This is a genomic window from Streptomyces sp. NRRL B-24085 (assembly GCF_001282115.1).
Classification (GTDB): Bacteria; Actinomycetota; Actinomycetes; order Streptomycetales; family Streptomycetaceae; genus Streptomyces.
In genome coordinates, this window is sequence record NZ_LJBR01000040.1 from 160,300 (window position 1) to 186,737 (window position 26,438).

Below are 26,438 nucleotides of genomic sequence, written 5' to 3' on the forward strand. Positions count from 1 at the left end.
ACCGAGTGACAGGCAGCCGGGAGTGATCAGGGATTTGAGGGCTACGGAAGGCCGGGGACGTCGACGCGGACGGTCTCGATCCAGCCCTGCCGCTCCTCGGTCTCCGCGGGCTGCCAGCTGTTGGAGGTGAGCAGATACAGGCTGCGCCCGTCGTGGCCGCCGAGTGCGCAGTCAGCCGCGCAACGGCCCGGCACGTCGACGACGTCGGTGACCTCGCCGCCGGCCAGGACGCGGATGAAGCGACCGTTCACGATGCACGAGACCCACACACCGCCCTCGGCATCGACGCACAGGCCGTCGGGCGTGGAGCCGGCGGGCAGCGGGGCCCACAGACGCTTCCCGCTCAACTCGCCGTCCTCGCCGATGTCGAAGGCGGTCAGACGTGCTGCCCAGGTCTCGGCCACTACGAGCGTCCTGGTGCCGGGCAGGATCACTGAGCCGTTGGGGAAGACCATGTCGGATTCCGCCACGCGCGCCTCCCCCGTAGGTGAGATCGCGAAGACGGGGCCGGGTTCCTGCGGCGCGCCGGCGTACAGGTCGTAGCCGAAACCGCCGAGGTAGGCGGTGCCGGACTCGTCGACGACCATGTCGTTGACAGGCGCGTCCGTCATCGCGGACAGATCGGCGTGGACGCTCTGGCTGCCGTTCAGGTCGTCCTTGAGCACGACTCGGCGCAGCATCGAGCTGATCAGCAGTGATCCGTCGGTCAGCCAGCCGAGGCCGGAGGGCTGGTCGTCGATGCGGGTGACGACCTCCGGCAACTGGTCGCCGTCCGGATCGACGCGGAAGACCTCGCCGGTGTGCATGTCGGAGAACCAGAGCCGGCCGTCATGCCAGCGGCCTCCTTCGGGGAAGCGGAAGCCCGTGTACAGCCGGGTTGGTGTGGTCATGATGCGACCTTTCTCGAGTCGGCCGGCCCGGGGAGGTCCGCTGAGCCGCGTGAGTGCAGCCTGACGGAGGATCGGGTCCAGGCCCGGCGTAGACCCGGCGCTTCGACGGCGACGATGAGAACCAGCAGTGCGGCGTAGAAGAGCTGGGCGAGGTAGCCCGGCAGGCCGGCGGCGGTGACGATCTGGGCGAGCAGGGACACCGTCAGTGCCCCGGCCAGGAGGCCGACGACACTGCCACGGCCGCCGGCCAGTGAGACCCCGCCGAGCAGCGCGCCGACAGCGGCCAGGATCAGCGGCTGGATTCCGGGATCGGGGTTGGCCGCGCCCAGGCTGAAGTTGAGCAGGGCGCCGGAGGCCGCGGCAAGCACACCCGAGGTGGCGAACAGGCCGATGAGCAGGCGGTCGGCGCGTACTCCGGAGACCCGGCTGGCCCGGCGGTCGGATCCGATGGCGCGGACTTCCCGTCCCCAGCGTGAGCACCCGAGGAGCAGGCCGACGACCGCGAAGGCGGCGAGCGCGAGCAGGCTTCGGGGCGAAAGGATGACGGCGATCTGTCTGTCGACCCACAGGGTCACCGCGATGTTGTCGTAGGTCTTGCTGAGCCCGCCGGAGATCGACTTGGTCAGACCCAGGAGCGCGATGTAGGTCCCCAGGGTGACCGGCATCGAGGAGATGCCGAACCGGGCGACGATGGTGCCCTGGACCGCGCCGATCACGGCGCCCGCCGCGAGGGCGACAGCTGTGCCGACGACCCAGTGGGCGCCGCCGTACTGCACCGCGAGCATGCCTCCCAGGGCGTAGGTCCCGACGATCGAGAGGTCGAACTCTCCGGCGAACATCGTGAGCCCCAGGCCCAGCACGAGTGGGGCGAGGCGTGCGAAGAACTGCAGTGCGTTGAAGGTGTCGAAGGCCAGTGGCGGCCCGGCGGAGTAGAGGGGGAGCGCCAGGTAGGCCAGCAGGGCGATGCCCAGTGCGCTGGTCGGCAGCAGGCGCTCAGGCCGGCTCAGGAAGGCCCGGGCGAGCCAGGTTCGGGACATCATCGGGCTCCTTGGCGAGACCGGAGGTGGACCACGACCACGATGACGAGCACGATCAGTCCCTTGACCATGACCTGTGCCCCGGTGCTGTAGCCGCGCAGAAGCAGGACGTCGGAGAGGGCGGCGATCAGCACGGCTCCGCACAGTGTGCGAACCGCTGAGCCGCTTCCTCCGGCGATCGGGGTACCGCCGGCGAGTACGGCGGCGATCGCGTCGAACGTCAGGGTGCCTCCGAGGTTGACGTTCGCGGTGGTGTTGAAAGCGCCGCTGAAGGAGGCCGCGACCGCGAACAGGGCGCCGGCCAGAAGCCAGGCGACGGTGATGGTGCGTCCGACGGCAAGGCCGGCCGCGGTGGCCGCGCGCCGGTTCTCACCCGTGAGATAGAGCGTCCTGCCGAAGCCTGATCGGCGGAGCAGGAGCTCGAGCAGGACGGTGAAGGCCACGAGTACGTAGACACTCAACGCGATGCCGCCCGGCGTCGCGTTGAGGTGGATGTAACCCGCGCCCCGAGGGGCGACCGAGCTGCCTCCGGTGACCCAGGTCGCCACGCCGACCAGAGCGAAGCCGGCCGCGATGCTCAGCACGATGGGGTTGGCCTCGCCGTACCCGACTGCCAGGCCTTGCAGGGCCGTGATGGCGGCGCCGGCGGCGAGCGTGGCCAGCAGTGAGGGAACCAGACTCCACGACTGGGTCGCGAGGAACACCATGGCGCACACGGAGGCGGTCTCGGAGATTGCGAGGGAGACCGACGTCCCGGCGATTACGATGAGGGTCAGCCCGAGAGCGGCGATTCCGACGAGGCTGGCAGAGGTGAGAACCGCACGCAGGTTGTCGAAGGTGTAGAAGCGGTGCGTCGCCGCGCCGAGAACCAGAAGGGCGACGAGAGCAAGGGCGGCGACGACATCGCTCCAGGCGACTGCGCGCCGGGTGCCTCCCGTGGCTGTGTCCGCGGTGTCCAGGGGTGTCTGCACAGTGCTCACCGGGCGCCTCCCACCTTGTGCACGGCGGTGCCGTGGGTCATCTCGAAGAGCAGCGCGTCCCCGGAGGTCACGCTGTCGTGCCGGGCGACGACCTCGCCCTTGTGGAACGTGACGACGACGTCGGCGAGTTCGACGAGCTCGTCGAGCTCGGTGGACGCGAACAGGACCGTCATCCCGTCGGCCGCGGCCTGGCGGACGAGCCGGTGGACGGCCGCCCGCCCGCCGACGTCCACACCGCGCGTGGGTTCGTCCAGGAGCAGCACTTTCACGTCCGGGCGTCCCAGTGCCCGTGCGACGAACACCTTCTGCTGCTTGCCACCGCTGAGGTCACCGACCGCGACCTCCAGGCGCTCCTGCAGTCCGCAGGACGCCGCGAGCCGGCGCTCGCACGCCCGCCACGCCCGGCTACGGATCGCGCCGGCCCGGGTGAAGGCCGGGATCCTCGTGGCCATGAGGTTCGTGCCGACGGAGCGTCGCAGGAACAGGCCCTCGGACTTGCGGTCGTTGGAGGCGAACGCGATGCCGCCGTTCGATGCGGCAACGGGATCACCGGGAGGCAGATGCCGTCCGCCGACGCTGACGCGCCCGCGCATCGCCGGCTCAAGACCGGCTATGCCGCGCAGCACCTCGGAGGCACCTGAGCCCACTTGGCCGGCCAGTGCGTAGACAGTCCCGGCACGGGCGTCGAGGGAAAGGCTCCCGAACCGTCCGGGCACAGCGATCGCGTGGAGTCGCAGAGCCACCTCGCCGACGTCCGCGGGCCGCTTGGGACTGTTCTCCGGCGTCTCGCCGAGGATGTGCCTGATCAGGCTCTGGACGGTGAGTTTCGCCGTGTCGGCCACGGTCACGACGCGGCCGTCGCGCATGACCGTCACCCGGTCGCACAGCTGGAGCACCTCGCCGAGCCTGTGGGAGACGAAGAGCACCGAGCAGCCGGCGGCGGCTACGCGGCGCACGGCGGCATAGACGCGCGCACTCTCGACGTCGCTGAGGGTCGCGGTCGGCTCGTCGAGGATGACCACGCGGGCACGCTGCCCCATGGCCCTGGCGATCTCGACCAGTTGGCGCTCGCCGAGTCCCAGCGAGCGGAGTGGCTGGTCGGGGTGCACGTGCGTGAGCCCCATCTCGTCGAGCATGTCGCGAGCACGAGCTCGTTCCTGTCGACGCCGGTGAAACCACCCGGCGCTGCGATCGCCGAGAAAGAGATTCTCGGCCACCGTCAGGGCCGGCACGACGCTGAGTTCCTGGTCGACCAGCGCGATGCCCGCCAGCTGAGCGCTGCCCCTGTTGCGCAGCTCGACAGTCTCGCCGTCGATGCCGATGGTGCCGGCCTCGGGGCTCTCCTGTCCCGAGAGCATCTTGACGACCGTGCTCTTGCCGGCGCCGTTGTGCCCGCACAAGGCGTGCACCTCTCCTGCCCGCAGCGTGAGATCGGCGCCGTGCACGGCCACCGTGTCGCCGTAGGTCTTGCGCAGTCCTGTGACGCTCATCAGCGGAGGGCCGGCCGGAGCGTGTGGCTGGGTGCTCATGCGTGGCTGCACTGTGCGGCGTACTGGTCGACGTTGGCGGCGGTGATCCGCTCTTCCCTGACGGTCTGCTTCCGCGGGGGGTTCTGGCCGCTGAGGTACTTCAGGACGTAGGCCGCCGTCTGGTTCGCGATCGTGCCCGGATCCTCGGTCGCCGTGCCGTAGAGGGTGCCCTGCTTGATCGCGTCGATTCCGGCTTTGAAGCAGTTGCTGCTGGTGACGATCAGGCCGTTCTTCCCACCGACCGTGCAGCCCGCCTGCTTGGCCGAGGCGATGATCGGGAGTGCCATGTAGTCCGCCATGCCGTAGGCAGCCTGGATCCCGTCGCAGCTGTGCTTCGCCAGCAGCTGGGTAGCGATCTGGCCCGACAGCGTGGGGTCCCAGTTGCCGTCCTGGGTTTCGATCACCTTGTAGCCGGGAGCGGTCGCCATCTCGGCGCTGAAGCCCTGCATACGATCCTGGGTCACCAGCGAGGAAGCGGTGCCGGTGACGACGATGACGTTGCCGGAGTTGCGCCCTTGTGCCTTGAGGCCCTCGATGATGTTGTCGGCGGCGGCCTTGCCGAGTGCGACGTTGTCGCTGACGACCTGAAGCACGTCTCCGTCGACCTTCGGATCGGGGCGGCCGTCGAAGACCAGCACCGGTACCCCGGCCTGCTTCGCCTTGGCGATGGGAACCGCCATCGACTTCGTGTCGAGCAGCGCGGTGACGATGAGGTCGGGCTTGTCCGCGATCGCCTGGTTGAAGTTCTGTACCGCGGTACCCGCGTCCATGGTGGTCAGGTCCTTGACCTTGACGTCGGCGGCCTTGAGCTTCTTCTCGAAGACGCCGTTGAAGTACGCGGCCCACTGGTTGGTGTTGCCGTAGCCGATGAAGTCGACGGTTTTGCCCGCGGGGCTGCCGCTGTTGCCCGTGCCCGACGATCCGGCGGCTGTCGACGATGAGCCGGCGCAGCCGGCGGCCAGTGCCGCCATGGCGACCAGGGACCCAGCCAGAGCGATCTTGTTGACCTGCAGGAAGCCGGTCTTTCCCAGGGTGGTCTTCCCGCCTGTGGCCAGGCGTGTTTCAGGCTTCATGGGTTCCTCACAGGCACCTCGATGTGTCTTCCGTCATGCGTCACATTAGGTACAGTTCCTTCAGTGGAAGAGGTATGAAAAATCCACTCCTACGCGCCATGGGGTGCATGTTTCCCACACCATTCCATGACGGTGGCGTGACGGGAGGATGTGAAGCAGATGACGTCGACAGCGTCGCCATACCCCGCCGACGAGAGCTCGCAGGCCTATCACCTCCGGCGCAAGCGCGAGCTCTCGTCGCTCTATGCGACCGCCAGGTCGCTGACTGCGCTGGGCGAGCTCGATGACGTGCTGCGGTCGATCGTGCGCCACGCTCACGGACTCATCGGCACGGACTTCACGTACCTGTCCCTGCTCGGCCCGGACAACGCACTGTCGGTCCGCGCCTCGGAAGGCACCATCTCCGCCGACTTCCTGGCCGCCGGTATTCCTTCCGGCACCGGACTCGGAGGGCAGGTGATCGAGCGGCGCAAGCCGATCTGGGTCAGCAACTACCTCGTCGCCGACGAGCTCCATCACGTCCACGAATTCGACGAACTCGTCGCACGGGAAGGCCTGGTCGCGCTGCTCGGGGTGCCCTTGCTCGTGCGCGGCCAGGCGGTCGGTGCCCTGTTCGCCGCCGACCGCTCGGAGAGGTCGTTCAGCTCGGAAGAGATCGCACTCTTCAGCGCATTCGCAGATCATGCCGCGATCGCACTCGACAACGCTCGTCTGTACGACCAGAGTCGCACCGCCCTCGAGAAGCTGCAGTCGGCCTACCGCGTCATCGAGGAGCACGTCGCCACGATCGAACGCTCGCAAGCCGTTCACGAGGCGCTCACCGAGGTCGTCCTCACCGGCGGGGGACCGAAGGACGTCACCCGCCACCTGGCCGATCAGATGGGTGGCACGGTGGTCTTCCTCGGTCGCGACAACACGCTGTTGGCGAGCGCTGGCGTCGACCGGACACTCCATGACAGCGGCAGTCCGGCGTGGCCCGGGATCAAACAAGCTCTTGAGGGCGCGCGTCGCACGGGACGATGCATGACCCGGCAAGACGCATCCGCCACGCACAGTGTCGCCGTCGTCCAGGCCGGAGACAGCTACCTCGGAGCTCTCGTCTGGAGCCGGCCGTCCAGCCCGAGTTCGGCTGACTTGCGCATGCTCGAAAGAGCCACACACATCGTCGCTCTGATGATCCTCAAGGAGAACGCGGTCGCCGACGCGGCAGAGCGACTCAGCGGTGAGCTGATGACAGAGCTGCTGGTCAACAGCCCCTCCGTCAGCGCAGCGCACCGGGCACGTACACGCGCGCGTGGCATCGACGTGGACACACTGAACCTCCTCGTGGTCGCCGACTCCACGACGGCAGCCACCATTGAGCTGTCACGCCAACTCCACGTATACGCACACAACCACGCGGGCCTGGCCGGTGAGTACCTCGGCCGAGCCACCATGCTCCTGCATGCTGAAGACGTCGATGAGACGGTCGCCGACGCACACCGTGCCATACGCAAGCAGCTCGACCGCGATGTCAACCTCATGGGGGAACATGTTGAGGGCCACGACTGGGCCCGCGCATTCGCCACGGCGAGCCGGTGCCTCGACCTCGCACTCGCTCTGGGCAGGACCGACCACGGCGCCACAACAGGTGACTACGCGCTCTACTCGCTCCTCTTCGCCCCTGACCGCGTCCACGAACTGGACCGCTTCATCTCAGCCACCATCGGCCCACTCCTCGCATACGACGCTCAGCGCTCGACCGACCTCGTCACCACCGCTGTGACGTACTTCGCCAACCGTGGCAGCCTGGCTCAGACCGCGCGGGCCCTCCAAGTCCATCTCAACACGCTGCTCAAGCGGCTGGAACGCATCGACCTCGTACTCGGCGGCGATTGGCGGGGGCCGGAGGCGCTTGACACCCAACTCGCGCTCCGCATGCATCAATTACGCGTCTCGGTGGGCATCTAGACGCAACCCCGTGACTGTGTCGGTGATGTTTGGCGAGGGTGCTGACGGTGGCGCCGTCGGAAGCCGTGACCAGTGCAGTCGACGTCGGAAGCGCTGCCGTCCCGGGCTCCGGGTCCGCCACGGGGGACACTTGACCGTCCCGGTGGTACGGCGGCGCCACTCGGCGCTGATCACCGGTACGCCTCGGGTAGGACACGTCGACGGGCAGACGTGGGAGCCGGCCTCCGCCGCGCACTCGGTGTTGTGGAGACGGCACATGTCCCAAACAGGCAATCCGCCATGTCTCCCACGGGAAAGACCTGGCCACGGCTCTGGGGGTTCACTGTCGGCCACCTCGACGAAAAGGAGCCGCAACATGCCCGAGGAAGCCAGGTCGGAATTCTGGAAGGGCCTCAAGCCCATCGCCGACTCGACGAAGCCCGACGCACAGCCGGAGGTCTACCTGTCCCAGGTGGCCACCGACGACGACCGGTACTACGCACCGCTCAGCGACACCGTGGGATCGCGCCCGCTGTGGATCAACGTCAAGGACAACTCCTGGGCCGACATCCTCTGCGCCAAGCAGGCCGGACTCGTCAACCGGCACTACCACCCGCACGAGGTGTTCGCGTACACGATCTCCGGCAAGTGGGGATACCTGGAGCGCCCCTGGACGGCACGGGCCGGTGACTTCGTCTACGAGGCCCCGGGCGAGGGACACACGCTGGTCGCCTACGAGAGCGACGAGCCGATGAAGGCGTTCTTCATCGTCAAGGGCCCATTGATCTGGCTGGACGAGGACGGCAACACCACCGGCTACTTCGATGTCCACGACTACATCGAGCTGTGCAGGAACCACTACGAGAAGGTCGGCATCGGTGCCGACTACGTCAACTCACTCTTCCGGTGACCTCGGTCCCGCCGCTCCGAACGAGGTTCCGATGTCACGTATCCGTACCCGAGTGCGGCCCGGCGCGGAAGCGCCCACGGCCGCAGACGGCCCAGCACACCGTTATGAGAACCGGCTGCTACTGATCCTCTTCCTGGCCTTCGGATTCGTCTTCTTCGACCGCCAGGCCTTGCCCTTCCTCGCCCCGTACATCGCCAAGGACTTCCACCTCTCCAACACCGAACTGGGCACACTGTCCGGAGTGCTGGCCCTCACGTGGGCGCTGTCGGGGCTGGTTGCCGGCCGGCTGTCGGACAAGCTCGGCAGACGCAAGCCCATCCTGGTCGCCGCCGTGGTCCTCTTCTCGTGCTTCTCCGCGGCGGGCGGGCTGATGACCGGCTTCCTCGGCCTGCTCGTCGCCCGGGCCCTGATGGGCGTGGCGGAAGGTGCCGTGCTGCCGCTGGCGCAGTCGCTGATGGTGGAGGCGTCCCGGGAGAACCGTCGTGGTCTCAACATGGGGCTGCTCCAGGGCTCGTCCGCCGGTCTGATGGGCGGGATCGTCGCCCCGCTGGCGGTGGTGTGGATCGCCGAGCTCCACGGCTGGCGCACAGCCCTGCTCGTGACGATCGTGCCGGGTCTGCTCATCGCGGCCTGGATCGCGAAGTCGGTCAGGGAGGTGCCGCCCGGAGGCCGGGCCCGGATCGCCGCCGCCGACGTCCTCCACGAGACGACGGCTGACCCCAAACCGTCGGTGCGGGAGGTCCTGGGACACCGCAACATCGTCCTGTGCATGGCGATCGCGTGCTGCTACCTCACCTGGTTCATCGTCATCGTCACCTTCACTCCCACGTATCTGCTGACCGTCAAAGGCTTCTCCCCGAGCACCATGAGCGGAGTCATGACCTGCCTGGGCGTGGGGTGGGTGCTGTGGGGGTTCCTCACCCCGGCCGTCTCCGACCGTGTAGGCCGCAAGCCGACCATGATCGCCTTCTCCGTGTCAGCGGCCCTGTGCCCACTCGCGATCGTGTACGTCAGCGATCCCGTCGCGCTGGGCCTGGTCGTCGTGCTCACCTACACCGGGCTCGGCTGCTTCACCCTGTTCATGGCCACCATCCCCGCCGAGACGGTGCCCCGTGGCGCGCTGGCCACCGCACTCGGCCTAGTCATGGGAGTCGGCGAGCTGGCCGGTGGCTTCCTCGCCCCGGTGATCGCCGGGCGCGCGTCGGACGTCTGGGGCCTGCAGACGGCGATGTTCATCTCCACCGGCGGCGCCGTCGCCGTCGTCCTGCTCTCCTTCGGTCTGCGGGAGACCGCACCGCGGGTGCTGCGCCGGCGGGCCGAGCGAGCCGCCGCTGCGGTCGTCTCCGGCGCGGTGGTGGCGGGAGCGGCCGAGTGAGGGCCGGCGCGCAGCGTATGCGGGCCGCGGTCTGGTACGGGGCCAGGGACGTCCGCATAACCGAAGTGGACGTTCCCGCTCCCCGGCCCGGCGAGGTCCTCATCGAGGTCGCCTACTGCGGCATCTGCGGCAGCGACCTGCACGAATACGCCGACGGGCCGCACGCCATCCCCGTCGCGGAGCCGCACCCGGCCTCCGGCGCCACCGCTCCGCTCGTCCTCGGCCACGAGTTCTGCGGGACCGTGGTGGCTCTCGGGCCGTCGGTGACCGGCCTGACGAACGGTGACCGGGTGGCGGTCGAACCGAACTACCGGTGCGGGACGTGCCCACGGTGCCGGGCAGGTGAGTACAACATCTGCCGGCACTTCGGGTTCGCCGGTCTGATGGGGAACGGCGGCATGGCCGAGTACGCCGCCGTCCCCGCCTACATGGCGCACCGACTCCCCGATGCCGTGTCGCTGCAGCAGGCTGCCCTCTTCGAACCTGCCTCGGTCGCCCTGCACGCGCTACGGCGCGCCGGGGCCGCACCCGAGACCGTGGCGGTCGTCGGCCTGGGACCGGTCGGCCTGCTCACCGTCCGGCTCGCCGCGGAACGGAACGTGCGGCGCATCGTGGCCGTCGACGTCTCCCCGGCTCGCCTGCATCGCGCCGCCGGGCTGGGCGCCACCGATGTGGTCGACGCCGGCCCGGGGGAAGGCATCGGGGAGAGCATCCGTGAGCTGACCGGCGGTGACGGCGTCGACGTCGCCTTCGAAGTGGTCGGCTCCGAACGGGCGCTGGGCACGTGCCTGGCCGCGACCCGGCGCGGCGGCCGGGTCGTCCTCGTCGGTCTGGCCCCTCAGGTGTCCCTGGACACCTTCGCACTGGTCAACAACGAGCAGTCGATCGTCGCCAGTGTCGGCTACCGCGACACCTATCCGGAACTCATCCGGCTCGTCGCGGAGCAGGGGCTGGACCTGACACCGGTCGTCACCTCGACCATCGCCCTTGACGCTCTGGTACCCGAGGGCTTCGAGGCGCTGTCGGGTGGTCCGGGAGAACAGGTCAAGATCCTGGTCGACCCGGGCGCACATCGTGACCGCCTCGACCACCTCGTCCCCTGTGCGGCGTCAGCCGGGACCGCGACGCACGGGAGCTCGGACCGCGGGGGGAGGCGCTGAGCCCGGCTCACCGCCTCGCACAAGCGTGGGACGGCCGGCGCGCAGCCTGGCTCCCACTCCGGCTCAGCCCGGGACGGCGCCTGTCGGTGACCGGTCCCGGGCGGCCGGGCACACGACGGACGGCACCCGCGTGAACGCGCCCAGGCTCGGACGCCATGCCCCGCCCTGCCCCGCCTGCGGCACCCGTGACGCGGCGGCACGCCGGGGGTACCCTTCGCCGGAAGACAGCACCAGGCACCTCCGACGGCCCCTCACGTCTGAGCACGAGGCCCAGCCCAGCGGCCGCATCGACTCCCTGTCTGCACGGCAGAACAGCCCTGCACCACAGTGATCAGGGAGGCACGGGCTGGAAAGGAGATTCAGGTGAACCTGCCTATCGTCTCCCGCGTGTCCACCGAGTCGGTCGATCCGGCGGACCGCATCGACTTCTGGGAAGAACACAACCGGCAGGCTCTGGTGGGCTTGACCTGCTCGTCGTACTCACAAGAGGGCCTGTTGGCCACGGAGACGAACGTCGAGCTGGGAGACCTGCGGCTGGCAGAGATCGCCGGCAACGAGCACGTCATCGAACGGACCCCACGGACCTGCCAGACCCTCCCCAAGGACTCGATCTTCGTCACGCTGCTGACAGCAGGCTCCGGGGTGTTCTTCCACGAGGGCGGCTGCGTCACCCTGCGGAAGGGCGACCTGATCCTCTACGACACGAGGCGGCCCTATCTGTTCGGTTTCCCTTCTCCCATGCGTCAGTTGCTGGTGGACATCCCGCGTGAGGTGTTCGCCGCGCAGTGTGCCCCCGGCGAGGTGTCCGCGCCGATGCTGCTCGGCAGGGGGTCGGCCGCCGAAGGTGCCCAGGCTTCCGCCCTGGGGACGGTGCTGGCCGACTGGGTCACGGGGGAGGGCGGCGAGGACTCCCTCAGTACCCAGGCCACCGTGCTGGGCCTCGTCCGTACGCTGACCGCACCGAGGCTGGGCGGTTCCGCGTCCCCCGCCGTGCTCTCCCAACTGGAGGTGGCCAAGGACTACATAGCCCGGCGCCTCACTGACCCCGGGTTGTGTTCGGGGATGGTCGCGGAGGCGATCGGAGTGTCCGCGAGGCACCTCAGCCGTATCTTCCAGCCGACCGGGGTGAGCCCCTCCCGGTACATCCTCGAACAGCGGCTCGACGAGGCCCGGCGGGTACTCGCCGATCCGAGCTCGCGCAACGTGACGATCGCCGAAGTCGCCCACTGCTGGGGCTTCGCCAGCCAGGCCCACTTCACCCGGGTGTTCCGCGATCGCTTCGGCCGCACACCCGGAGAAGTGCGCCTTAGTGGCCCCGCGAGTTGAGGGTGAGCGGTCAGAGGCGTCGGCGCGGTCGGGTGTCCCAGCGGTAGGTGGCCCATGCCTCGCGGGCGAGACGGCCCGCGCCGTCGTCGACGCCGTCACCCTCAGCCCGGTCGGGTGTTCTTTCTTCCCGCCCTTCGCCAATCGCGTCCAGCGGGTCGCCGGCGTGAGTACGCGCGTGGCGTCCTGGCCGGACGTGCAAAAAGACCGCCTTCACCGATGCCACCCCGCCTTCGACGCCAACGCCGAGGGCCTGGCCCGACGGGCGGCCAGGCGGGCGACCACCCGCCTGGCCGGCAAGTCGGCCCGCAGCCGCGCACTGATACACCAGGCCGTCGGGCAGCAGGGCTACCGGCGCATCCTCGCCTTCACCCTGGCTGGCGAGGCGCTGCGGCTGGCCAAGGGGCACCCGGACACGATCGTCGGATACCCGACAACGGACCGCACCGCACTGAGACGACTCGCAGCAGAGACGAGCTGCCTCCCACATGCCCCTCATGATCGACTCGGCCGGACAGCCGGACCTCGTCGACGAGGTGGTGGGCACCTTCCGGCCCGTCCTCCGCCTCTGCATCGATCTGTGCGTCTCTCTGGAACCGGCCGACGGCCGCCTCCACTTGGGCCCCCACCGCTCCCTGGTGCGCACCCCACGGCAAGCGGCGGCACCCGCCCGCGCCATTCCAGGACCGCGCCGAATCCGTTAGGCCGGGGTCATGTCCTACGAGGGCCACGTCGATCGGATCGTAGGCGGGGCGAAACGCCCTAGTCGCGCTTGGGCCAGACGAGGCCCTGCTCGGTCCAGACGACACCCTTGTTGCGACAGAGGCAGAAGGGGTGGCCGACGGGGTCGGTGTAGACGCGGAAGCCGTAACCGTCGGGGTCGGTGCAGTCCCGCTGCAGAGTCGCGCCGAGGGCCAGAAGACGACGCTGTTCGGCCTCGATGTCGTCGACTTCGAAGTCGAGGTGGAACTGCTTGGGGTGCTCGCTGTCGGGCCACTGCGGGGCGCGGTAGTCCTCCACTTGGACGAAGGCCAGTTCGATCTCGCCGAACTTGATACCGGCCCAGTCCTCGTTACTGCCTTCCTTGACCGGCAGCCCCGTCACCTCGGAGTAGAAGGCGGCCAGCTTCATCGTGTCCGGGCAATCGATGATGAAGTCCGTTAGTCGTAGCATCCGGCGATCTTGCCACAAGCTCTCGCGGCCCAGACCATCTTGCCGGTGTCCATCCCCGTTCCCGGAATCCACCGCGCTGGGTGATCGACTCGACTCCGGACATCGCTTCAGCAAGCGGTCGGGAGCACTATATCGGCTACAGTGTTGCTCTTTGTGGTCCTGATCGAGGGGAGGGATGTTCCGTGGCTGAACCTGTTCCTGTGCGAGCCGGCGCGGCCTCGGCTCGGCGTTCGCCGGGGCGGCCGCCCGTACCGCTGGAGCGCATCGTCGCGACCGCGCTGCAGATCGTGGATGAGGAAGGCTCCGACGCTCTCTCGATGCGTACGCTGGCCCAGCGTCTGGGGTCGGGCACGGCAACGCTGTACCGGCACTTCGACAACCGGGCAGCGCTGGTTGCTCATGTCGTGGACCGCATGTTCGGCGTCGTGCAGCTCGATGGCGACGAGCTGCACGTGTTGGGCTGGCAGCAGGCGCTGAGGACGGGCGCGCACGCCATGTTCGACGCCTTGGCCCGACACAGGAACGCGGCTCCCTTGCTGGTTGAGCAGGTGCCCGTGGGGCCGAACGCCATGGCACTGCGGGAGCGTTGTGTCGCGGTGTTGCTCGACAGTGGTTTCCCACCGCGAACGGCCGCCTACGCGTACGCGACCCTGGCCCGCTACGTCCTCGGCTTCGCCATACAGATGAACGGGCCTGGCGGCGCAACCCAACCTGACGACACACCGTTGGCGACCGTCTTCGAGAGCGTGGATCCGAGCCGGTTCCCGGCCACTGTCACCGTTGCCGGCGTGATGCCGGTTCCGATCGAGGACGAGTTCTCCTTCGGCCTCGAACTGCTTCTCAGCGGACTGGCCCAGCTGCGGGACGCCGACCCGGCAACATGATCGCTCGGGCCAGCGCACACGAGTGAGGATGCACAGGGCGCGCTGTACGTGCCTTGCGCCGCCGCTCTCTCCGTCAGCTCAGGCGCGGCCGGCGAGCCGGGCTTCGACGCCGTCGAGGATCGCCCGCAGTCCGAAGGACACGTACGGGCCAGGACCGGCCGCGAGGACGGAGCCGAGCGTGAACGTGAGAATGCTCTGGGCGGCTTGCTCGGCATCCTGCCTGGTGAGTCCCGCTTTCTCGCAGACGGCGAGCAGGTGTCGGAAATGGCGGTCGATGGAGGGGCCGTCGAGCGGCTGGATCGCCATGGCGGTCAGGAGCCAGGGATGCCGGACGCACAGTGCACGCACGTCGTCGGCCATGGCCAGCAGGGCCGGACGCCAGTGCGGGCCGTCGGGGTGGGGGAGGGGGACTTGCCCCCACACGCTGTCGACGGCCAGCAGGAGCAGATCGTGTCTGCTCTTGACGTGCCAGTACAGTGCCGCCCCGGTGATGCCGAGGCGACTGCCGAGCTTGCGCATGCTCAGGTTCTCGACGCCTCCCTCGTCCAGGAGGACGACGGCTGCCTGGACGATCTGTTCCTGACGCAGTGCGTCGCGGGCCGCGCCTGTCGTAGCCGTCATGGTCCTGTTCGCGTCTCCTTCTGCCGCGTGTGGGGCAGACACGCGGATCCGAGGGCTGGGGACGGCGACCGCCGCGCCGGCGAGCATGAGCGGTGCCCGTCGGCGCGCGGTGCCTGTAGCGAGACTGCTGCGGGGTGTCAGCCCCGCGTGTTGACGGGCCCGATGTGTCGCAGCAGCCGCTCTCCGGACTCGCGGAGCCGGTCCTTGACCTCGTCGAGCCGGGACGCGAGCAGGGTGTGATCGCGCTTACGCCAGACACCGGCGACCATCACCGCTTCGATGTTGGCGATGTCGGCGTGCAGGACCGTGGCGACCGGGTCGTGGGCCGGCCACAGGTTGAGCGCCCGGGCGTCGACGGCGACCAGGTCCGCCTGCATGCCCACTTCGATCCGGCCCACCTGGTCGGCCAGGCCCAGCGCCTTCGCCCCTTCTACCGTGGCCCAGGCCAGCGCCTGTCGGGCGGTGACCGAGGCGGTGTTGGCGTGCGTGCCGGTCGTCTGCCGGTGCCGGGCGTGGTCCAGACTGCGCTGGTGGGCCAGGGCGATGCGGGCCGCGGTGAGGATGTTGCCGGGTACGGCGGTGTCGATGTCGGTGCCCAAGGAGGGCGCCGCGTCCAGGCGCAGCAGGGACCCGGTGATGGGCGTGCCGTGTCCTTGGCCGAGTTCGTTCTCCGGAGTGGTGGTGAAGGTGACGCCCGCTTCGAGGAGTGCCTTCAGCCAGTCGTCCGGCAGGTCGATCCCGTGCACGATGTTGGTCAGGGGACTGAACAGTCCGGCGTCGCGCACGGCTTCCCAGCCGGGTGAGGGTTCTCCGCCGCTCTGGTGCATCGAGACGACGAGACCGCGTTCCGCGCCGGCCCGGAAGTCGGCCACCGCGGTCTCGACGGTGGAGTACTGCGGCCCCTGGAGCGCCATGCCCAGGGTGAGGAGGGCGTGCTCGCGCACGGGCCCGTCGAGCAGCCGGTCGATCTCGGTGAGCGGGTGGGGGGCGTCCGGTGCGCGGTAGGGCGTGCCGTGCAGGAAGACGGCGCGGACACCGGCCTGGGCCAGGCCCTCCACGGCCGCGTCCGCGTGCTCGGGCGACAGGGCGTTGTGGCACCAGTCGCCCACGGTGGTCGTACCGCAGTTGAGTTGGGTCAGCGCGCCGGCGAGGTTGCCGATGTGCATGTCGGCGGGGGTGTAGTGCCCGACGCACTCGCCGTGGAGGTGGGTGAGGTACTCCATCAGCGTCCAGTCGCCGCCGACGGAGCGCAGTGCGGTCTGCCAGGTGTGCAGGTGGGCGTTGACCAGGCCGGGGATGACGATACGGCCGGAGAAGTCGACGACCTCGGCGTCGGGCGCCTCGATGTTGCCGCCGATGTCGGCGATGCGGTCCCCGTCGACGAGGACATCGGCGTGCTCGGCGTCGGGACGGCCCGCTGCCATCGTGATGACCTGCGCGCCGCGCAGCAGCACGCGGCTCATGCGCCGGGCCCCTGACCGGGGGAGGTGCGGCTCTGCTGGGACATGGTGCGGCTCCTTGCTCATGGCGTCATTGCCCGCGCGGCGGATCGGGTGGCGGTGAGGTGGTCCCGGGTGGCGATGTGCCCGATGTAGCCGTCGGGTCGGATCAGCAGCAGCGCGTCACCGTCCAGGCCGTAGGCGCCCTGCAACGTGTTGTCCGGGTCGGTGAAGGTGAGACCGTCGGCGGCGGTCACCCCGACCGTCAGCCGCTTGAGCTGAGCGCCGGCCGTCGGCCAGGTGAGCGCTCCAAGGGCGCGGGCGGCATCGGCGCCGTAGGCCAGGGCCGTGAAGTGCGGCCCGCGGTAGACGTCGAACAGGCGGGTCCCGGTCCCGTCGGCGTGGACCAGTTGCGCGTCCGGGGCGCGGTCGCCTGTCCGGAGTGTGGAGGTTCGCATGCTGTCGGCGGGGGCGAGCGGGCCGCCGTAGTAGGTCAGGGCGAGTTGTTGCTCGTCCTTGCCTCGTTTCATGCTCGACGGATCGAGTTTGGCGATGCCTCCCCACTTGTCCGTGGACAGGCCGAGGACTCCGGCGGCGATCGGCTGGCGCTCGGCCTCGTAGGTGTCCAGCAGTGCCGGGTCGGCGCCGGCGAGGACCTGGCCGATCTTCCAGCCGAGGTTGTAGCCGTCCTGTACGCCGGTGTTCAGACCCTGGGCGCCGGCCGGGGTGTGGACGTGCGCGGCGTCACCGACGAGGAAGACGCGTCCTCTCCTGTAGTTCTTCGCCAGGCGGATGTTGGGCCGGAACACCGACGTCCAGTGGATGTCGTGCAGTTGGATGCGTCGATCGCGGGTCTGGGAGTGGATCCGCCGGAGGATGTCGTCCGTCTTGGCGGGTGGCTCCTCGTCGGGCTTCAGGCGGATCATCCACTGGAACATGTCGCTGTGCGGGAGCGGGCAGGCGCCGATGAATTTGCCGCCCCGGCCGGGCCACATGTGCCACCGGTCACGGGCCAGCCCTGTCACCGAGGCGTCGACGATGAGCATCCGGTCGCTTTCGTCCGTCGTGCCGACGAACCCGATGCCGAGCTGCTTGCGCACCGCACTGGAACCGCCGTCCGCGCCTACGACGTAGCGGGCGACGATCTGCTCCGTGCCGGCCGCGTCCACCACCGTGGCGACCACCGTGTCCTCGTCCTGCGTCAGCCCGGTCAGTTCCCTGCCGAACTCGATCTCCCGGCCGAGCTCGCTGAGCCTGGCGTGCAGGGCGCGGTCTGTGCGGAACTGGGGGATCAGCCAGGTGTTCGGGTACGGGACGTCCGGGGTCGCTTCCCGGTGGGTGAACATCTTCCAGGGCACGGCGAGGGGGCCCGCATGGATCCCGAGCTTGGGGTAGGTGCTGCCGCCGGCCAGCACCTCGTCGAGACCGCCGAGGTCTTCGAGGACTTCGAGGCTGCGGGGCTGGATTCCCTTGGCGCGGGAGCCGTCGAAGGCATGGGGAGACCTGTCGACGACGCGTACGTCGAGTCCCCGACGTACGAGGTCGATCGCCACGGCAGAGCCCGCGGGGCCCGCCCCGACGACCAGTACGTCGATGATCTGCGGGTTCTTCATGAGTCGAGCCTTTCGGCGCGTGCGGCCACGAAGGGGACGATCTGATCGGCCACCTGGCGCGGGCGTTCGAACGGGGCCATGTGCCCGCACCGGGGGATCACGTGCAGTTGCTCGGGCGCCAGCAGGGCGCGAGCCGTCTCGAGGTGGGTCAGCGGCGTGACGGCGTCCTCGTCGCCCCACAGGAGCAGCGTGGGAATGCCCAGTGCGCCCGTCTGCCGGAAGAGGTCGTCCCGGCCGGAGACCGGCAGGTGCTGCAGTGTGTCGAAGACCGCGTACAGCGAACCCTCGAAGCGGAAGGCGTCGAGGACCATGTCCGTCAGTTTCGTGCCGAGCTTTGGATCGCGGACGTTGTGCCCGAGGTGTCCCTGGAGTATCTGGCGGCCGCGCCGTCGGGCGACGACTCCGGCCAGCAGGTCGTTGCGCAGGAGCCGGTGAGGGGAGGTCGGCCGAGGTTTCGTGAGACCGGCGGGTCCGACGATGGTCAGGGTGGACACGGACGAGCGGTACCGGGCGGCGTAGGTCATGGCGACCAGTGCGCCCATGGAGGTGCCGATGAGGTGCAGTGGGCGCGTCGACAGGCCGAGCCGTTCGATCAACTCGGCCAGCTGTCGCGTGAAGAGGGTTTCGTCGTACCGTGCCCGCACGCGGTCCGAGTAGCCCCGGCCGTACGCGCTGCAGGTCAGGGTCCGCAGCCCGCGGGCGTTCAGCTCGGTGACCAGGTCGTCCCAGTAGAAGAGCGGGATGGTCAGTCCACCCGCCATCACGACCAGCTCCCCGTCCTCGGGGCCCTTCAACTCGTAATGCGTCACGCCGTCGGAGAGCTCGGTGAAACCGCCGCGCAGGGCTTGCCGCGAATCGGCTGTGAGCTGTCGGTCCTCGCCCTGTGCGACGAAGTACTTCATGGAACGGGCCTCCCTGGCCTCAGAGCGTGGGGGTGTCGGCGGAGGAGCGGAGGAACTGCGCGATCGCGTCCGAGACCCACTGGGGCTCCTCTTCGGGCAGCAGGTGACCGCCGTGCGGATGCACGAGCTCCTCGGCGCCGGGGATGTCGCGAGTGAAGTGCTGGCCGTCGATGCCCGCGCTGCGCAGGACGAGCGTGGGTGCGGTGATGCGGGGGATCTGCGCGCTGCGGTCGGGCTGGTCGGTGTTGCAGAAGTCGACGAAGGCCGAGCGGTTGCCCGGCCGGTTCATGAGCTGGTGGGCGCGGTCCACCATGGCGTCGTTCACGATCGTCGAGTGCGGACCGACGTTCGCGCGCAGGTTGCGCTCGATGGCCCCGCGTGGCATCACTCGCCGCAACAAGGGGCGCAGCAGCGGGTTGCGGGCCAGGCGCATGCCTGCCGGGACCTCCTTCTCCGGGTAGCCGGTGGCATTGACCAGCACCAGGCCGGTGACCCTCTCCGGGTGATCCAGTGCGAGGTTCCAGGCGATGTTGCCGCCCAGTGAGTTGCCCGCCACCGCGTAGTGCGGCACGCCGAGTGCCTCCAGGAAGTCCGCGACCGTCGCGGTGTAGGCGGGGATGCGGTAGTCGCGGTCCGTGCGCGGGCCTGTCAGGCCGCACCCCGGCAGGTCGGGGCGGATGACGTCGAACGACTCCGACAGCAGGGCGGCCGCGTGGTCGAAGTGTTGAAGCGACGAGGCGCTGCCGTGCAGCAGAACGAGTGCGGGGCCGCGTCCGGCGCGTTTGTAGTGGATCTGCAGTCCATCCACCACGACGAACCGGGAATCGGGTTGCGGCTCAGACCAGAGGTTCATAGTGGATACACTGTTGCCGATAAGGCGATTGTGTCAAGCGCGGGTCCTAGAGCGTCATGGTTGTCGGACCCGTGCGAATTGTGGGGTGTGTGCCCGCACCCCACAGACCTCGGTGTCGCAGGGGTCAGTCAGCCGCCGGCGGTGTCTTCGGTGCGCGCAGCAGCGCGCCGATCGCTGCGGCGGCCACGACGACGCTCACGGCGATCAGGGAGGCGGACAGACCGTCCATGAAGGCGCTTTTGACGCCCTCGGCGAGGGGGGCTCCCCGGGCGCCGAGCTGGTCGGCGACGTGGAGGCCGGCGGCCGCCGAGTGGCGTACGGACTCGGCCGCGTCGGCCGGGAGCCGGTCGACCGTGCCGGGCAGGGAGGAGCGGTAGTGGCTTCCGTAGATCGAGCCCATGAGGGCGATGCCGACCGCCGAACCGACCTCGCGGGTGGTGTCGTTCATGGCGGAGGCGACACCCTGCTGCCCCCGGCCGAGGGAGCCGGTGATGGCCGCCGTGCCGACGGCGCCGCTCAGGCCGATACCGAAGCCCGCCAGGACCAGGCCGCCGAGGAAGGGCAGGTAGCCGGAGTCGACCCCGAGGAAGGAGAGGGCGTACAGGCCGACGGCGAGCAGGAACAGGCCGACGGACATGACCGCCTTCATGCCGACCCGGTGCACCAGGTGCGGGGTGACCAGTGATGTGGGCAGCACCACCAGCGCGACCGGGATGAGGGCTACGGCGGCCTTCAACGGGCTGTAGCCCAGGATCAGTTGCAGGTACTGCAGGCCGACGAAGAAGAACCCGAAGACGGCCATGAACTGCACCAGCACGGTGATGGCGCCTGCCCGGAAGCCCCGGATGCCGAACAGGGCGGGGTCGAGCAACGGGTGCTCGGTGCGCAGGCCGAGGTAGGCGTAGGCGGCGAAGGAGGCGGCCGTGACGACGAAGGCGCCGACCACCACGGGCTCCGTCCAGCCATGCTCGTTGCCCTCGATGATCGCGAAGACCAGGGTGCCGATGGCCACGGCGGTGGTGATCGCCCCGGCCACGTCCGGGCGGTGCGGGTGGGCGTCCTTGGTGTTGGGGGCCAGCAGGGCGGCGGCGAGTGCGGCGATCAGGGCGACGGCGGCACTGGCGACGAAGATCGAGCGCCAGGAGAACTGTTCCAACAGGGCGCCGGCGGCGAGCATGCCGATGATCGCGCCGGCGGCCGCGAAGCCCGACCAGGTGGCCACGCCCCTGGCGCGCTGCTCGGCAGGGAAGGCCGCGGTGATCGTCGACAGCGTTCCCGGCATGATCATCGCGGCGCCCAGGCCCATGACGGCACGCCAGGCGATCAGTGTGCTCGTGGAGTCCGCGAACGAGGCGGCCAGGGACGCGGCGCCGAAGACGGCCGTGCCGACGACGAGCACGTTGCGACGGCCGAGGCGGTCGCCGATCGCGCCGAGCGGCAGCACGAAGGCGGCCAGGGTCACGGTGTAGGCGTCGGCGATCCAGGTCAGAGCCCCGTTGGAGGCCGACAGGTCGACGGCCAGGTCGGGCAGGGCCAGGTTGAGGGCGGAGACGGACGCGACGACCAGGACGAGGGAGAGGCACATCGCGAACAGCACACCGCGGGTTCCGGCGCGGCCGGTGGCGACGGGCTCCGCGGTCTCCTGAAGGGGGGTGGGGGTCATGGGGGCCTCGGTGAGTTCTGGGTGGGCAGACGAGCCGACCAGGGAATGTTGATGAGAGTATCAAGTGTGACTGTTTGATGCAGCGCTGGAATCTCATCTGCCAGCAGAGATGACCGGAACTGAAGTCAGCACCGTCCCAGGAGGTGCCTGGACGGTTTCGCGCCTTGGTGGGCGGGTCCGGTCGGTGTCGGTGCGCCGACGGGTATCCATCCCGACGATCTCTCCCTCGCCGCGGACCAGTTGATCGCCGGGAACCAGGACGTCGTCCCGTAGGCGCATGCGGCCGGTGTCCGGATCGCCAGGAGCACGAAGCTGCGATTGCAGGCCATGGTCGACGCTGTCGATCTGTGCGCGCAGCGGTTGACGGGCTCTGGTGCAGGGGCGCACGGGGTGAGCGCCGGAGATCAGGTGAGTCGGCCCGCCTCCATGTATGGGGCGGGCTCTCCGAGTCGCGCGCCTCACCACATCGCAAGACGGATCATCGTGAGGAAGAGGGTGTGAAAGCCCGCCACCCCGCCCCGACCCTCACGGACTCCGTGGTGTCCGGGCCAAGCTCCTCACCTCACTGAAGGCGGCTGCCCAAGGTGAGCAGTGCTTGTCCGACCGCTCGGCTGCCTCCGGCCGAGCTGGTCACTCCCCGCGCGGAAGCGGCCGGGAGGCGGGGTCGGGAAGAGGGCGGCGGGCGACCTCGTGGGCGTCGTCCGGGGGTACGCCCAACATGCGCAGAACCATCTCGGCCAGGTTCACGGCGGCTTCGTCGCCGTCCAGATCGGGGCGGGCGAATCGCATCTCCACCAGGGACAACAGAGTTCCGCCAAGTGCGGTCAGGGCGACCACCGGGTCGACGGGGGTGAAGCGGCCCGAGGCCAGGCCCGCCTCGAGGTCACGCAGTGCCCGACGGGCCAGGCCGTTGTCCGAGTGGATGTGGCCGAGGCCGCGGCGGCGCAGGATCTGCATCAGTTCGGGGTGGGAGTCGGCCATGAGGGCGCTGAGCCGGAAGCCCGCCGCGACGAGTTCCGCCGGGTCGTCGATCCCCGTAAGACACTCGTCGAAGTTCTGGCCGAACTCCTCCATAGCGTCCACCACGGCTGCCTCGAACAGCTCTGTCTTGGACTCGAAGTGGTTGTAGAAGGAGCCGAAACCGACGTCCGCGCGCTCCGCGATCGCCTGGATGCTCGCGCTGGTGTCCCCTGTCTCGGCGAGTATCTGCCGCGCGGCGCGAATGAGCGCGCGACGGGTCTCGGCGCGGCGCCGCTCGAACCGGTTGCTGGGCGGGGCTGACGTAGGCATGCACAGAGTTTAACCGCGGAGGCGATGGCGGCAGCATCTCTGATGGATTCATCATTTGTCTCAGCGGACCTCTTGACGATGATGTGGTCAGCCTTGATGATTTCATCATTATGGTGATGTTGCCCGGAGGTTACCGTGTCTGAAACTCGCATTCACGGGCCCGACGTCAAGACCGCCCACCAGGACCTGCACAGCGAGCAGGGCGCCCTGCGTGGCGAGCATCCGGGCCGCTCCCGGAATCCTGTGATCAAGGTGGCGGACCTGGCCTGGCTGGAGTTCGAGAAACCGGACCTGGAGCGGGCCGAGATCTTCGCCCGTGACTTCGGCTTCCAGATCGCCGCGCGCACGGAGCGGGAGCTGTGGCTGCGGGGCACCTTCGCGGGCTCGCCGTGCATGGTGATCCGGCGGGGCCGTACGTCCCGTTTCATCGGCCCGGCGTTCCGCGCGGCAGAGCGGGCCGACCTGGACCGACTGGCCCGCGCGACTGGCCGGGACGTAAGGGACGCGGACGTGCCCGGCGGCGGCAAGGTGGTCGACCTGCTCGACCCGTCCGGCTTCCCGGTGCGGGTCGTGCACTGCGCCGAACAGCTGCCCGCGCTGCCGGAACAGCAGCCGCTGCTCCTCAACTTCGGCACGGCTCACCGCCGTACGAACGCCACGCAGCGCCCGTCGCGCGAACCGTCCCGCATCCAGCGGCTGGGACATGTGGTGCTGGAGACGAGGGTGTTCACCCGGGCCCTCGGCTGGTACCTGGACACCCTCGGGATGATCGTGTCCGACTTCCTCTTCCTGGACGGGCAGCGCGGGCGCGGCCCGGTCATGGCCTTCATCCGCTGCGATCTGGGCAGCGTGCCGGCCGACCACCACACCCTGGCCATGCACCTGGGCCCGGGGACCGGCTATGTCCACTCCGCCTACCAGGTGACCGACCTGGACGCCATCGCCGCGGGCGGCGAGTACCTCAAGGAGCGCGGCTACAAGCACAGTTGGGGCATCGGCCGACATGTCGAGGGCAGTCAGCTCTTCGACTACTGGCGCGACCCCGACCGCTTCATGCTGGAGCACTTCGCCGACGGCGACCTGTTCTCCTGTGACGTCGAGCCCGGCTGGGCGCCCCTGTCGACCAGTGGCCTGGCCCAGTGGGGGCCGCCCGCCACCCGCGACTTCCTCGGCGCAAGCCCTTCCCCGCAGCGGGTCCGCGATGTGATCGAGGCCCTGCGCGGTGACAACGACATGGATGCGGCACGCCTGTTGGGCCTGCTCAAGGCCACCAAGTCCTGACCCCCCGACCCCTCACGAAGGCACTGTCATGAGCACCAATGTCCTGCGCACTGCTGACGGCTGGTGGGTGGTCCGCGGTGAGCGGGCCGTCCCCGTGGACACCAAGGCCGTCACGACCGCCGAGCTGATCTCGGATCGCGACGCGGTACGGGAGGCGGCTCAGTCGGCCGACGCGGGCACGCCCGTCGCGGACCTGGTCGTCCTCTCGCCGGTCACCACTCCTTGCCGGGTGGTCGCGCAGATGGTCAACTACCGCAGTCATGCCCGCGATTCGGGTTTCCCCGACGACGTCCCGCCCGCTTTCTTCCGGAAGGCGTCCGGCTCGGTCAGCGGGCCCGCCGACACCGTCGTCCGGCCCTCCCATGTGCGGTTCCTCGACTACGAGATCGAGCTCGGCCTGGTCATGGGCGCGTCCCTGCCGGTCGGCACGGTGGTCGAGGAGCGGGACCTGCCCTCGTACGTCGCCGGGCTCGTGATCACCAACGACGTCAGCGCCCGCGAGGTGCAGCTGACGAAGACGCAGTTCTACGAGAGCAAGTCGTACCCCACCTTCACGCCGACGGGGCCGTACCTCGCGCTGCTGGAGCCTGACGACTTCGCCCATCTCCTCGACCTGCGGCTGAGGTTGTCCGTCAACGGCGAGCTGCGCCAGGACCGCACCCTCGCCGACATGATCGTCCGCCCGGCACGGGCGCTCACCCTGCTGGCCCGCTTCCAGACCCTCGACCCCGGCGACCTGCTGCTGACCGGCACACCCGGCGGCACCGCCCTGAAGGCCCCGCCCAAGCCGGTCGAGAGGATCGGCGCCCTGCTGCCGCCCGCCGTCAAGTGGAAGGCGTTCTTCAGGACGCAGGCGAAGAACCCGCACTACCTGCACACGGGTGACGTGATGACGGCGACGATCGCGACCCCGGACGGCCGCATCGACCTCGGCGAGCAGCGCACCCCCGTCACGGACGCGAAGTGAGACCCGAAGCACATGATCGTCGAACGTGACGGGGCGGACGTGCCCGTAGTGATCATCGGCGCCGGACCGGTGGGCGTGACCGCCGCTGTCCTCCTGGCCCGGCGCGGGATCCGCACCCTCGTCCTGGAACGCCACCAGGACATCTACTCGCTCCCGCGCGCCGTCGCCGCCGACGACGAGGTCCGCAGGATCCTCCAGGCCGCGGGCGTGGGGGAGGAGTTCACCGCGATCGCCCGCCCGGCGAACGGGCTGCGGCTGCTGGACGCCAGGCACCGGGTGATGGCCGAGTTCCGCCGTACCAGGCACGGTCGTCACGGCTACCCGCAGACCAGCATGTTCGACCAGCCCGAACTGGAACGGCTGCTGCACGACGCCCTCACCCAGCACCCCGAGTGCGAACTGCGCAGCGGCGTGGAGGTCACCGGCATCGGCCCCGGCACCGCAGGCCCCGTGCGCGTCACCTACCGCGACGACGACGGTGAGCACAAGCTGTGGGCCGAGGCGGTCCTCGGCTGCGACGGTGCGAACAGCCTCACCCGCGAGGCCATCGGCGCCGTATGGGAGGACCTGCGCTTCGAGGAACGCTGGACCGTCATCGACGTCCGTACCACAGCCGACGTCCGCTGCTGGGAGGGCGTCGACCAGGTCTGCGACCCACACCGGCCCGCCACCTTCATGCGGGTCGGCGAGGACCGCTACCGCTGGGAGTTCCGGCTGCGGGACGGGCAGGAACCGGTCCGCGAGCTGATTGCGCCGTGGCTGCCGACGTCGTACGACGGGAACTTCGAGGTGGTCCGGGAGACCCAGTACACCTTCCGGGCCCGCCTCGCCGACCGGTGGCGCAGCGGACGGGTCTTCCTGCTCGGCGACGCCGCCCACCTCACCCCGCCGTTCATCGGGCAGGGGCTGTGCGCGGGTCTGCGTGACGCCCACAACCTCACCTGGAAGCTCGCCCGAGTATTCCAAGAGGGCGCCGACGAGCGGCTGTTGGAGACCTACGAGAGTGAACGCAAGCCGCACGCCCGGCATGTGATCCGGCTCGCGGTCGCCATGGGCTGGGCCATGACCGGCGGCCAGGACAGCGCCGCCGCGATCCGCCGCAGGGCCCTGGCCGCGGCCTGCCGCATACCCGGGCTCACCACGGCGGCCGGCCGCGACCTCAGCCCGCCCCTGACCCCGGGGCCCCTCGTACGCCGCCGCCTCCGCAAGGGCCTTGCGGGCACGCACTGCCCCCAACCATGGATCACCGCCGACGGACGGCGCAGCCGCCTCGACGAGGTGCTCGGCGCCTCCTTCACCATCCTGACCAGCACCGATCCCTCGCCCTCGCTGAACGCCCTCGCCCACGGACTCGGCATCCGGGCGATCCCCGTCACCGGCCTCGGGGACGACGGCACCCTCGCCGCCTGGCTGCGCGCCGGCCGCGCGGAAGCCGTCCTGCTGCGCCCCGACCGCGTCGTCATGGACGTCGTCCCGACCGGCGGCCGCGACTTCACCGGAAGCCCCGACTGGGCGTCCCTCCTGCACACCGCCCGCAGTCCCCTCC

Annotated in this window: 24 protein-coding genes; 10 read left to right on the forward strand and 14 right to left on the reverse strand. The window is 69.5% G+C overall.

Annotated features, from left to right (window positions below; translation table 11 throughout):
- Positions 1 to 41 precede the first annotated feature (41 nt).
- Genes AOJ26_RS06515 through AOJ26_RS06535 form a run of 5 tightly spaced genes read right to left on the reverse strand, consistent with a single transcriptional unit; the run spans position 42 to position 5,509 of the window.
- Positions 42 to 890 carry an SMP-30/gluconolactonase/LRE family protein gene (locus AOJ26_RS06515; RefSeq protein ID WP_053847206.1) on the reverse strand — a complete coding sequence of 283 codons (849 nt, stop codon included), beginning with the start codon at positions 888 to 890 and terminating at the stop codon, positions 42 to 44.
- Positions 887 to 1,930 (reverse strand): ABC transporter permease, encoded by a 1,044-nt coding sequence (locus AOJ26_RS06520; protein ID WP_078959775.1) that lies wholly within the window; start codon positions 1,928 to 1,930, stop codon positions 887 to 889. Before AOJ26_RS06520 ends, AOJ26_RS06515 begins: the two co-directional genes overlap by 4 nt.
- Positions 1,927 to 2,907: an ABC transporter permease gene (locus AOJ26_RS06525; protein ID WP_053847208.1), complete on the reverse strand. Its 981-nt coding sequence runs from the start codon at positions 2,905 to 2,907 to the stop codon at positions 1,927 to 1,929. The genes AOJ26_RS06520 and AOJ26_RS06525 overlap by 4 nt, the downstream gene beginning before the upstream one ends.
- Positions 2,904 to 4,436: a sugar ABC transporter ATP-binding protein gene (locus AOJ26_RS06530; protein ID WP_063790240.1), complete on the reverse strand. Its 1,533-nt coding sequence runs from the start codon at positions 4,434 to 4,436 to the stop codon at positions 2,904 to 2,906. The genes AOJ26_RS06525 and AOJ26_RS06530 overlap by 4 nt, the downstream gene beginning before the upstream one ends.
- Positions 4,433 to 5,509 (reverse strand): sugar ABC transporter substrate-binding protein, encoded by a 1,077-nt coding sequence (locus AOJ26_RS06535; protein WP_053847210.1) that lies wholly within the window; start codon positions 5,507 to 5,509, stop codon positions 4,433 to 4,435. The genes AOJ26_RS06530 and AOJ26_RS06535 overlap by 4 nt, the downstream gene beginning before the upstream one ends.
- A 159-nt stretch (positions 5,510 to 5,668) precedes the next feature.
- Between AOJ26_RS06535 and AOJ26_RS06540 the strand changes: the two genes are divergently transcribed.
- From AOJ26_RS06540 to AOJ26_RS06560, 5 genes are all read left to right on the forward strand, one after another.
- Complete coding sequence (locus tag AOJ26_RS06540) at positions 5,669 to 7,459, forward strand: helix-turn-helix domain-containing protein (RefSeq protein WP_053847211.1); 1,791 nt, start codon at positions 5,669 to 5,671, stop codon at positions 7,457 to 7,459.
- Positions 7,460 to 7,814: 355 nt separating this feature from the next.
- Positions 7,815 to 8,348 carry a 2,4'-dihydroxyacetophenone dioxygenase family protein gene (locus AOJ26_RS06545; RefSeq protein WP_053847212.1) on the forward strand — a complete coding sequence of 178 codons (534 nt, stop codon included), beginning with the start codon at positions 7,815 to 7,817 and terminating at the stop codon, positions 8,346 to 8,348.
- Between the two features lie 31 nt (positions 8,349 to 8,379).
- The gene (locus AOJ26_RS06550; RefSeq protein WP_053847213.1) at positions 8,380 to 9,723 is read left to right on the forward strand and encodes an MFS transporter; all 1,344 of its coding nucleotides are present in this window, start codon (positions 8,380 to 8,382) and stop codon (positions 9,721 to 9,723) included.
- A gap of 65 nt (positions 9,724 to 9,788) precedes the next feature.
- Positions 9,789 to 10,883, forward strand: coding sequence for a 2,3-butanediol dehydrogenase (locus tag AOJ26_RS06555; RefSeq protein WP_234358471.1), 1,095 nt, complete (start codon positions 9,789 to 9,791; stop codon positions 10,881 to 10,883).
- A 363-nt stretch (positions 10,884 to 11,246) separates the two neighbouring features.
- Positions 11,247 to 12,209: a helix-turn-helix domain-containing protein gene (locus tag AOJ26_RS06560; RefSeq protein WP_234358472.1), complete on the forward strand. Its 963-nt coding sequence runs from the start codon at positions 11,247 to 11,249 to the stop codon at positions 12,207 to 12,209.
- Between the two features lie 10 nt (positions 12,210 to 12,219).
- Here AOJ26_RS06560 and AOJ26_RS43355 read toward each other — a convergent pair whose 3' ends face one another.
- On the reverse strand, positions 12,220 to 12,615 hold the full coding sequence (locus AOJ26_RS43355) for a hypothetical protein (RefSeq protein ID WP_143663513.1): 396 nt from the start codon (positions 12,613 to 12,615) through the stop codon (positions 12,220 to 12,222).
- A gap of 79 nt (positions 12,616 to 12,694) precedes the next feature.
- Between AOJ26_RS43355 and AOJ26_RS06565 the strand changes: the two genes are divergently transcribed.
- Positions 12,695 to 12,910 carry a hypothetical protein gene (locus AOJ26_RS06565; protein WP_053847215.1) on the forward strand — a complete coding sequence of 72 codons (216 nt, stop codon included), beginning with the start codon at positions 12,695 to 12,697 and terminating at the stop codon, positions 12,908 to 12,910.
- 58 nt (positions 12,911 to 12,968) lie between these two features.
- On the opposite strand, the gene AOJ26_RS06570 is transcribed toward AOJ26_RS06565, so the two are convergent.
- Positions 12,969 to 13,379: a VOC family protein gene (locus AOJ26_RS06570; RefSeq protein WP_053847216.1), complete on the reverse strand. Its 411-nt coding sequence runs from the start codon at positions 13,377 to 13,379 to the stop codon at positions 12,969 to 12,971.
- Positions 13,380 to 13,633: 254 nt separating this feature from the next.
- On the opposite strand from AOJ26_RS06570, the gene AOJ26_RS06575 reads away from it, so the two are divergent.
- Positions 13,634 to 14,263, forward strand: a complete 630-nt coding sequence (locus AOJ26_RS06575; protein ID WP_053847240.1) for a TetR/AcrR family transcriptional regulator — start codon at positions 13,634 to 13,636, stop codon at positions 14,261 to 14,263.
- 78 nt (positions 14,264 to 14,341) lie between these two features.
- Here AOJ26_RS06575 and AOJ26_RS06580 read toward each other — a convergent pair whose 3' ends face one another.
- From AOJ26_RS06580 to AOJ26_RS06610, 7 genes are all read right to left on the reverse strand, one after another.
- Positions 14,342 to 14,884: a TetR/AcrR family transcriptional regulator gene (locus AOJ26_RS06580; protein ID WP_053847217.1), complete on the reverse strand. Its 543-nt coding sequence runs from the start codon at positions 14,882 to 14,884 to the stop codon at positions 14,342 to 14,344.
- Positions 14,885 to 15,021: 137 nt separating this feature from the next.
- Positions 15,022 to 16,347, reverse strand: coding sequence for an amidohydrolase family protein (locus AOJ26_RS06585; protein WP_053847218.1), 1,326 nt, complete (start codon positions 16,345 to 16,347; stop codon positions 15,022 to 15,024).
- A gap of 59 nt (positions 16,348 to 16,406) precedes the next feature.
- Positions 16,407 to 17,936, reverse strand: coding sequence for an FAD-dependent oxidoreductase (locus AOJ26_RS06590; protein ID WP_053847219.1), 1,530 nt, complete (start codon positions 17,934 to 17,936; stop codon positions 16,407 to 16,409).
- Complete coding sequence (locus AOJ26_RS06595) at positions 17,933 to 18,838, reverse strand: alpha/beta fold hydrolase (protein ID WP_053847220.1); 906 nt, start codon at positions 18,836 to 18,838, stop codon at positions 17,933 to 17,935. Before AOJ26_RS06595 ends, AOJ26_RS06590 begins: the two co-directional genes overlap by 4 nt.
- 19 nt (positions 18,839 to 18,857) lie before the next feature.
- A complete protein-coding gene (locus AOJ26_RS06600; protein WP_053847221.1) occupies positions 18,858 to 19,691 on the reverse strand; it encodes an alpha/beta fold hydrolase in 834 nt (277 codons plus the stop codon).
- Between the two features lie 124 nt (positions 19,692 to 19,815).
- A complete protein-coding gene (locus AOJ26_RS06605; protein ID WP_053847222.1) occupies positions 19,816 to 21,354 on the reverse strand; it encodes an MFS transporter in 1,539 nt (512 codons plus the stop codon).
- A 630-nt stretch (positions 21,355 to 21,984) separates the two neighbouring features.
- The gene (locus tag AOJ26_RS06610; protein WP_053847223.1) at positions 21,985 to 22,644 is read right to left on the reverse strand and encodes a TetR/AcrR family transcriptional regulator; all 660 of its coding nucleotides are present in this window, start codon (positions 22,642 to 22,644) and stop codon (positions 21,985 to 21,987) included.
- Between the two features lie 135 nt (positions 22,645 to 22,779).
- Between AOJ26_RS06610 and AOJ26_RS06615 the strand changes: the two genes are divergently transcribed.
- The 3 genes from AOJ26_RS06615 to AOJ26_RS06625 form a co-directional block, all read left to right on the forward strand.
- Positions 22,780 to 23,925, forward strand: a complete 1,146-nt coding sequence (locus AOJ26_RS06615) for a VOC family protein (RefSeq protein ID WP_053847224.1) — start codon at positions 22,780 to 22,782, stop codon at positions 23,923 to 23,925.
- Positions 23,926 to 23,953: 28 nt separating this feature from the next.
- Positions 23,954 to 24,892 (forward strand): fumarylacetoacetate hydrolase family protein, encoded by a 939-nt coding sequence (locus tag AOJ26_RS06620; RefSeq protein ID WP_053847225.1) that lies wholly within the window; start codon positions 23,954 to 23,956, stop codon positions 24,890 to 24,892.
- Positions 24,893 to 24,904: 12 nt separating this feature from the next.
- Positions 24,905 to 26,438: bifunctional 3-(3-hydroxy-phenyl)propionate/3-hydroxycinnamic acid hydroxylase (locus tag AOJ26_RS06625; RefSeq protein ID WP_053847226.1), on the forward strand; the 1,534-nt coding region annotated here is incomplete at its 3' end.

What these genes read in the sequence shown, in the direction of transcription:
- AOJ26_RS06515 (WP_053847206.1), bottom strand. Translation starts at nt 890, where the DNA reads ATGACCACACCAACCCGGCTGTACACGGGCTTCCGCTTCCCCGAAGGA.
- AOJ26_RS06520 (WP_078959775.1), bottom strand. Translation starts at nt 1,930, where the DNA reads ATGATGTCCCGAACCTGGCTCGCCCGGGCCTTCCTGAGCCGGCCTGAG.
- AOJ26_RS06530 (WP_063790240.1), bottom strand. Translation starts at nt 4,436, where the DNA reads ATGAGCACCCAGCCACACGCTCCGGCCGGCCCTCCGCTGATGAGCGTC.
- AOJ26_RS06535 (WP_053847210.1), bottom strand. Translation starts at nt 5,509, where the DNA reads ATGAAGCCTGAAACACGCCTGGCCACAGGCGGGAAGACCACCCTGGGA.
- AOJ26_RS06540 (WP_053847211.1), top strand. Translation starts at nt 5,669, where the DNA reads ATGACGTCGACAGCGTCGCCATACCCCGCCGACGAGAGCTCGCAGGCC.
- AOJ26_RS06545 (WP_053847212.1), top strand. Translation starts at nt 7,815, where the DNA reads ATGCCCGAGGAAGCCAGGTCGGAATTCTGGAAGGGCCTCAAGCCCATC.
- AOJ26_RS06550 (WP_053847213.1), top strand. Translation starts at nt 8,380, where the DNA reads ATGTCACGTATCCGTACCCGAGTGCGGCCCGGCGCGGAAGCGCCCACG.
- AOJ26_RS06565 (WP_053847215.1), top strand. Translation starts at nt 12,695, where the DNA reads ATGCCCCTCATGATCGACTCGGCCGGACAGCCGGACCTCGTCGACGAG.
- AOJ26_RS06570 (WP_053847216.1), bottom strand. Translation starts at nt 13,379, where the DNA reads ATGCTACGACTAACGGACTTCATCATCGATTGCCCGGACACGATGAAG.
- AOJ26_RS06580 (WP_053847217.1), bottom strand. Translation starts at nt 14,884, where the DNA reads ATGACGGCTACGACAGGCGCGGCCCGCGACGCACTGCGTCAGGAACAG.
- AOJ26_RS06585 (WP_053847218.1), bottom strand. Translation starts at nt 16,347, where the DNA reads ATGAGCCGCGTGCTGCTGCGCGGCGCGCAGGTCATCACGATGGCAGCG.
- AOJ26_RS06590 (WP_053847219.1), bottom strand. Translation starts at nt 17,936, where the DNA reads ATGAAGAACCCGCAGATCATCGACGTACTGGTCGTCGGGGCGGGCCCC.
- AOJ26_RS06595 (WP_053847220.1), bottom strand. Translation starts at nt 18,838, where the DNA reads ATGAAGTACTTCGTCGCACAGGGCGAGGACCGACAGCTCACAGCCGAT.
- AOJ26_RS06600 (WP_053847221.1), bottom strand. Translation starts at nt 19,691, where the DNA reads ATGAACCTCTGGTCTGAGCCGCAACCCGATTCCCGGTTCGTCGTGGTG.
- AOJ26_RS06605 (WP_053847222.1), bottom strand. Translation starts at nt 21,354, where the DNA reads ATGACCCCCACCCCCCTTCAGGAGACCGCGGAGCCCGTCGCCACCGGC.
- AOJ26_RS06610 (WP_053847223.1), bottom strand. Translation starts at nt 22,644, where the DNA reads ATGCCTACGTCAGCCCCGCCCAGCAACCGGTTCGAGCGGCGCCGCGCC.
- AOJ26_RS06620 (WP_053847225.1), top strand. Translation starts at nt 23,954, where the DNA reads ATGAGCACCAATGTCCTGCGCACTGCTGACGGCTGGTGGGTGGTCCGC.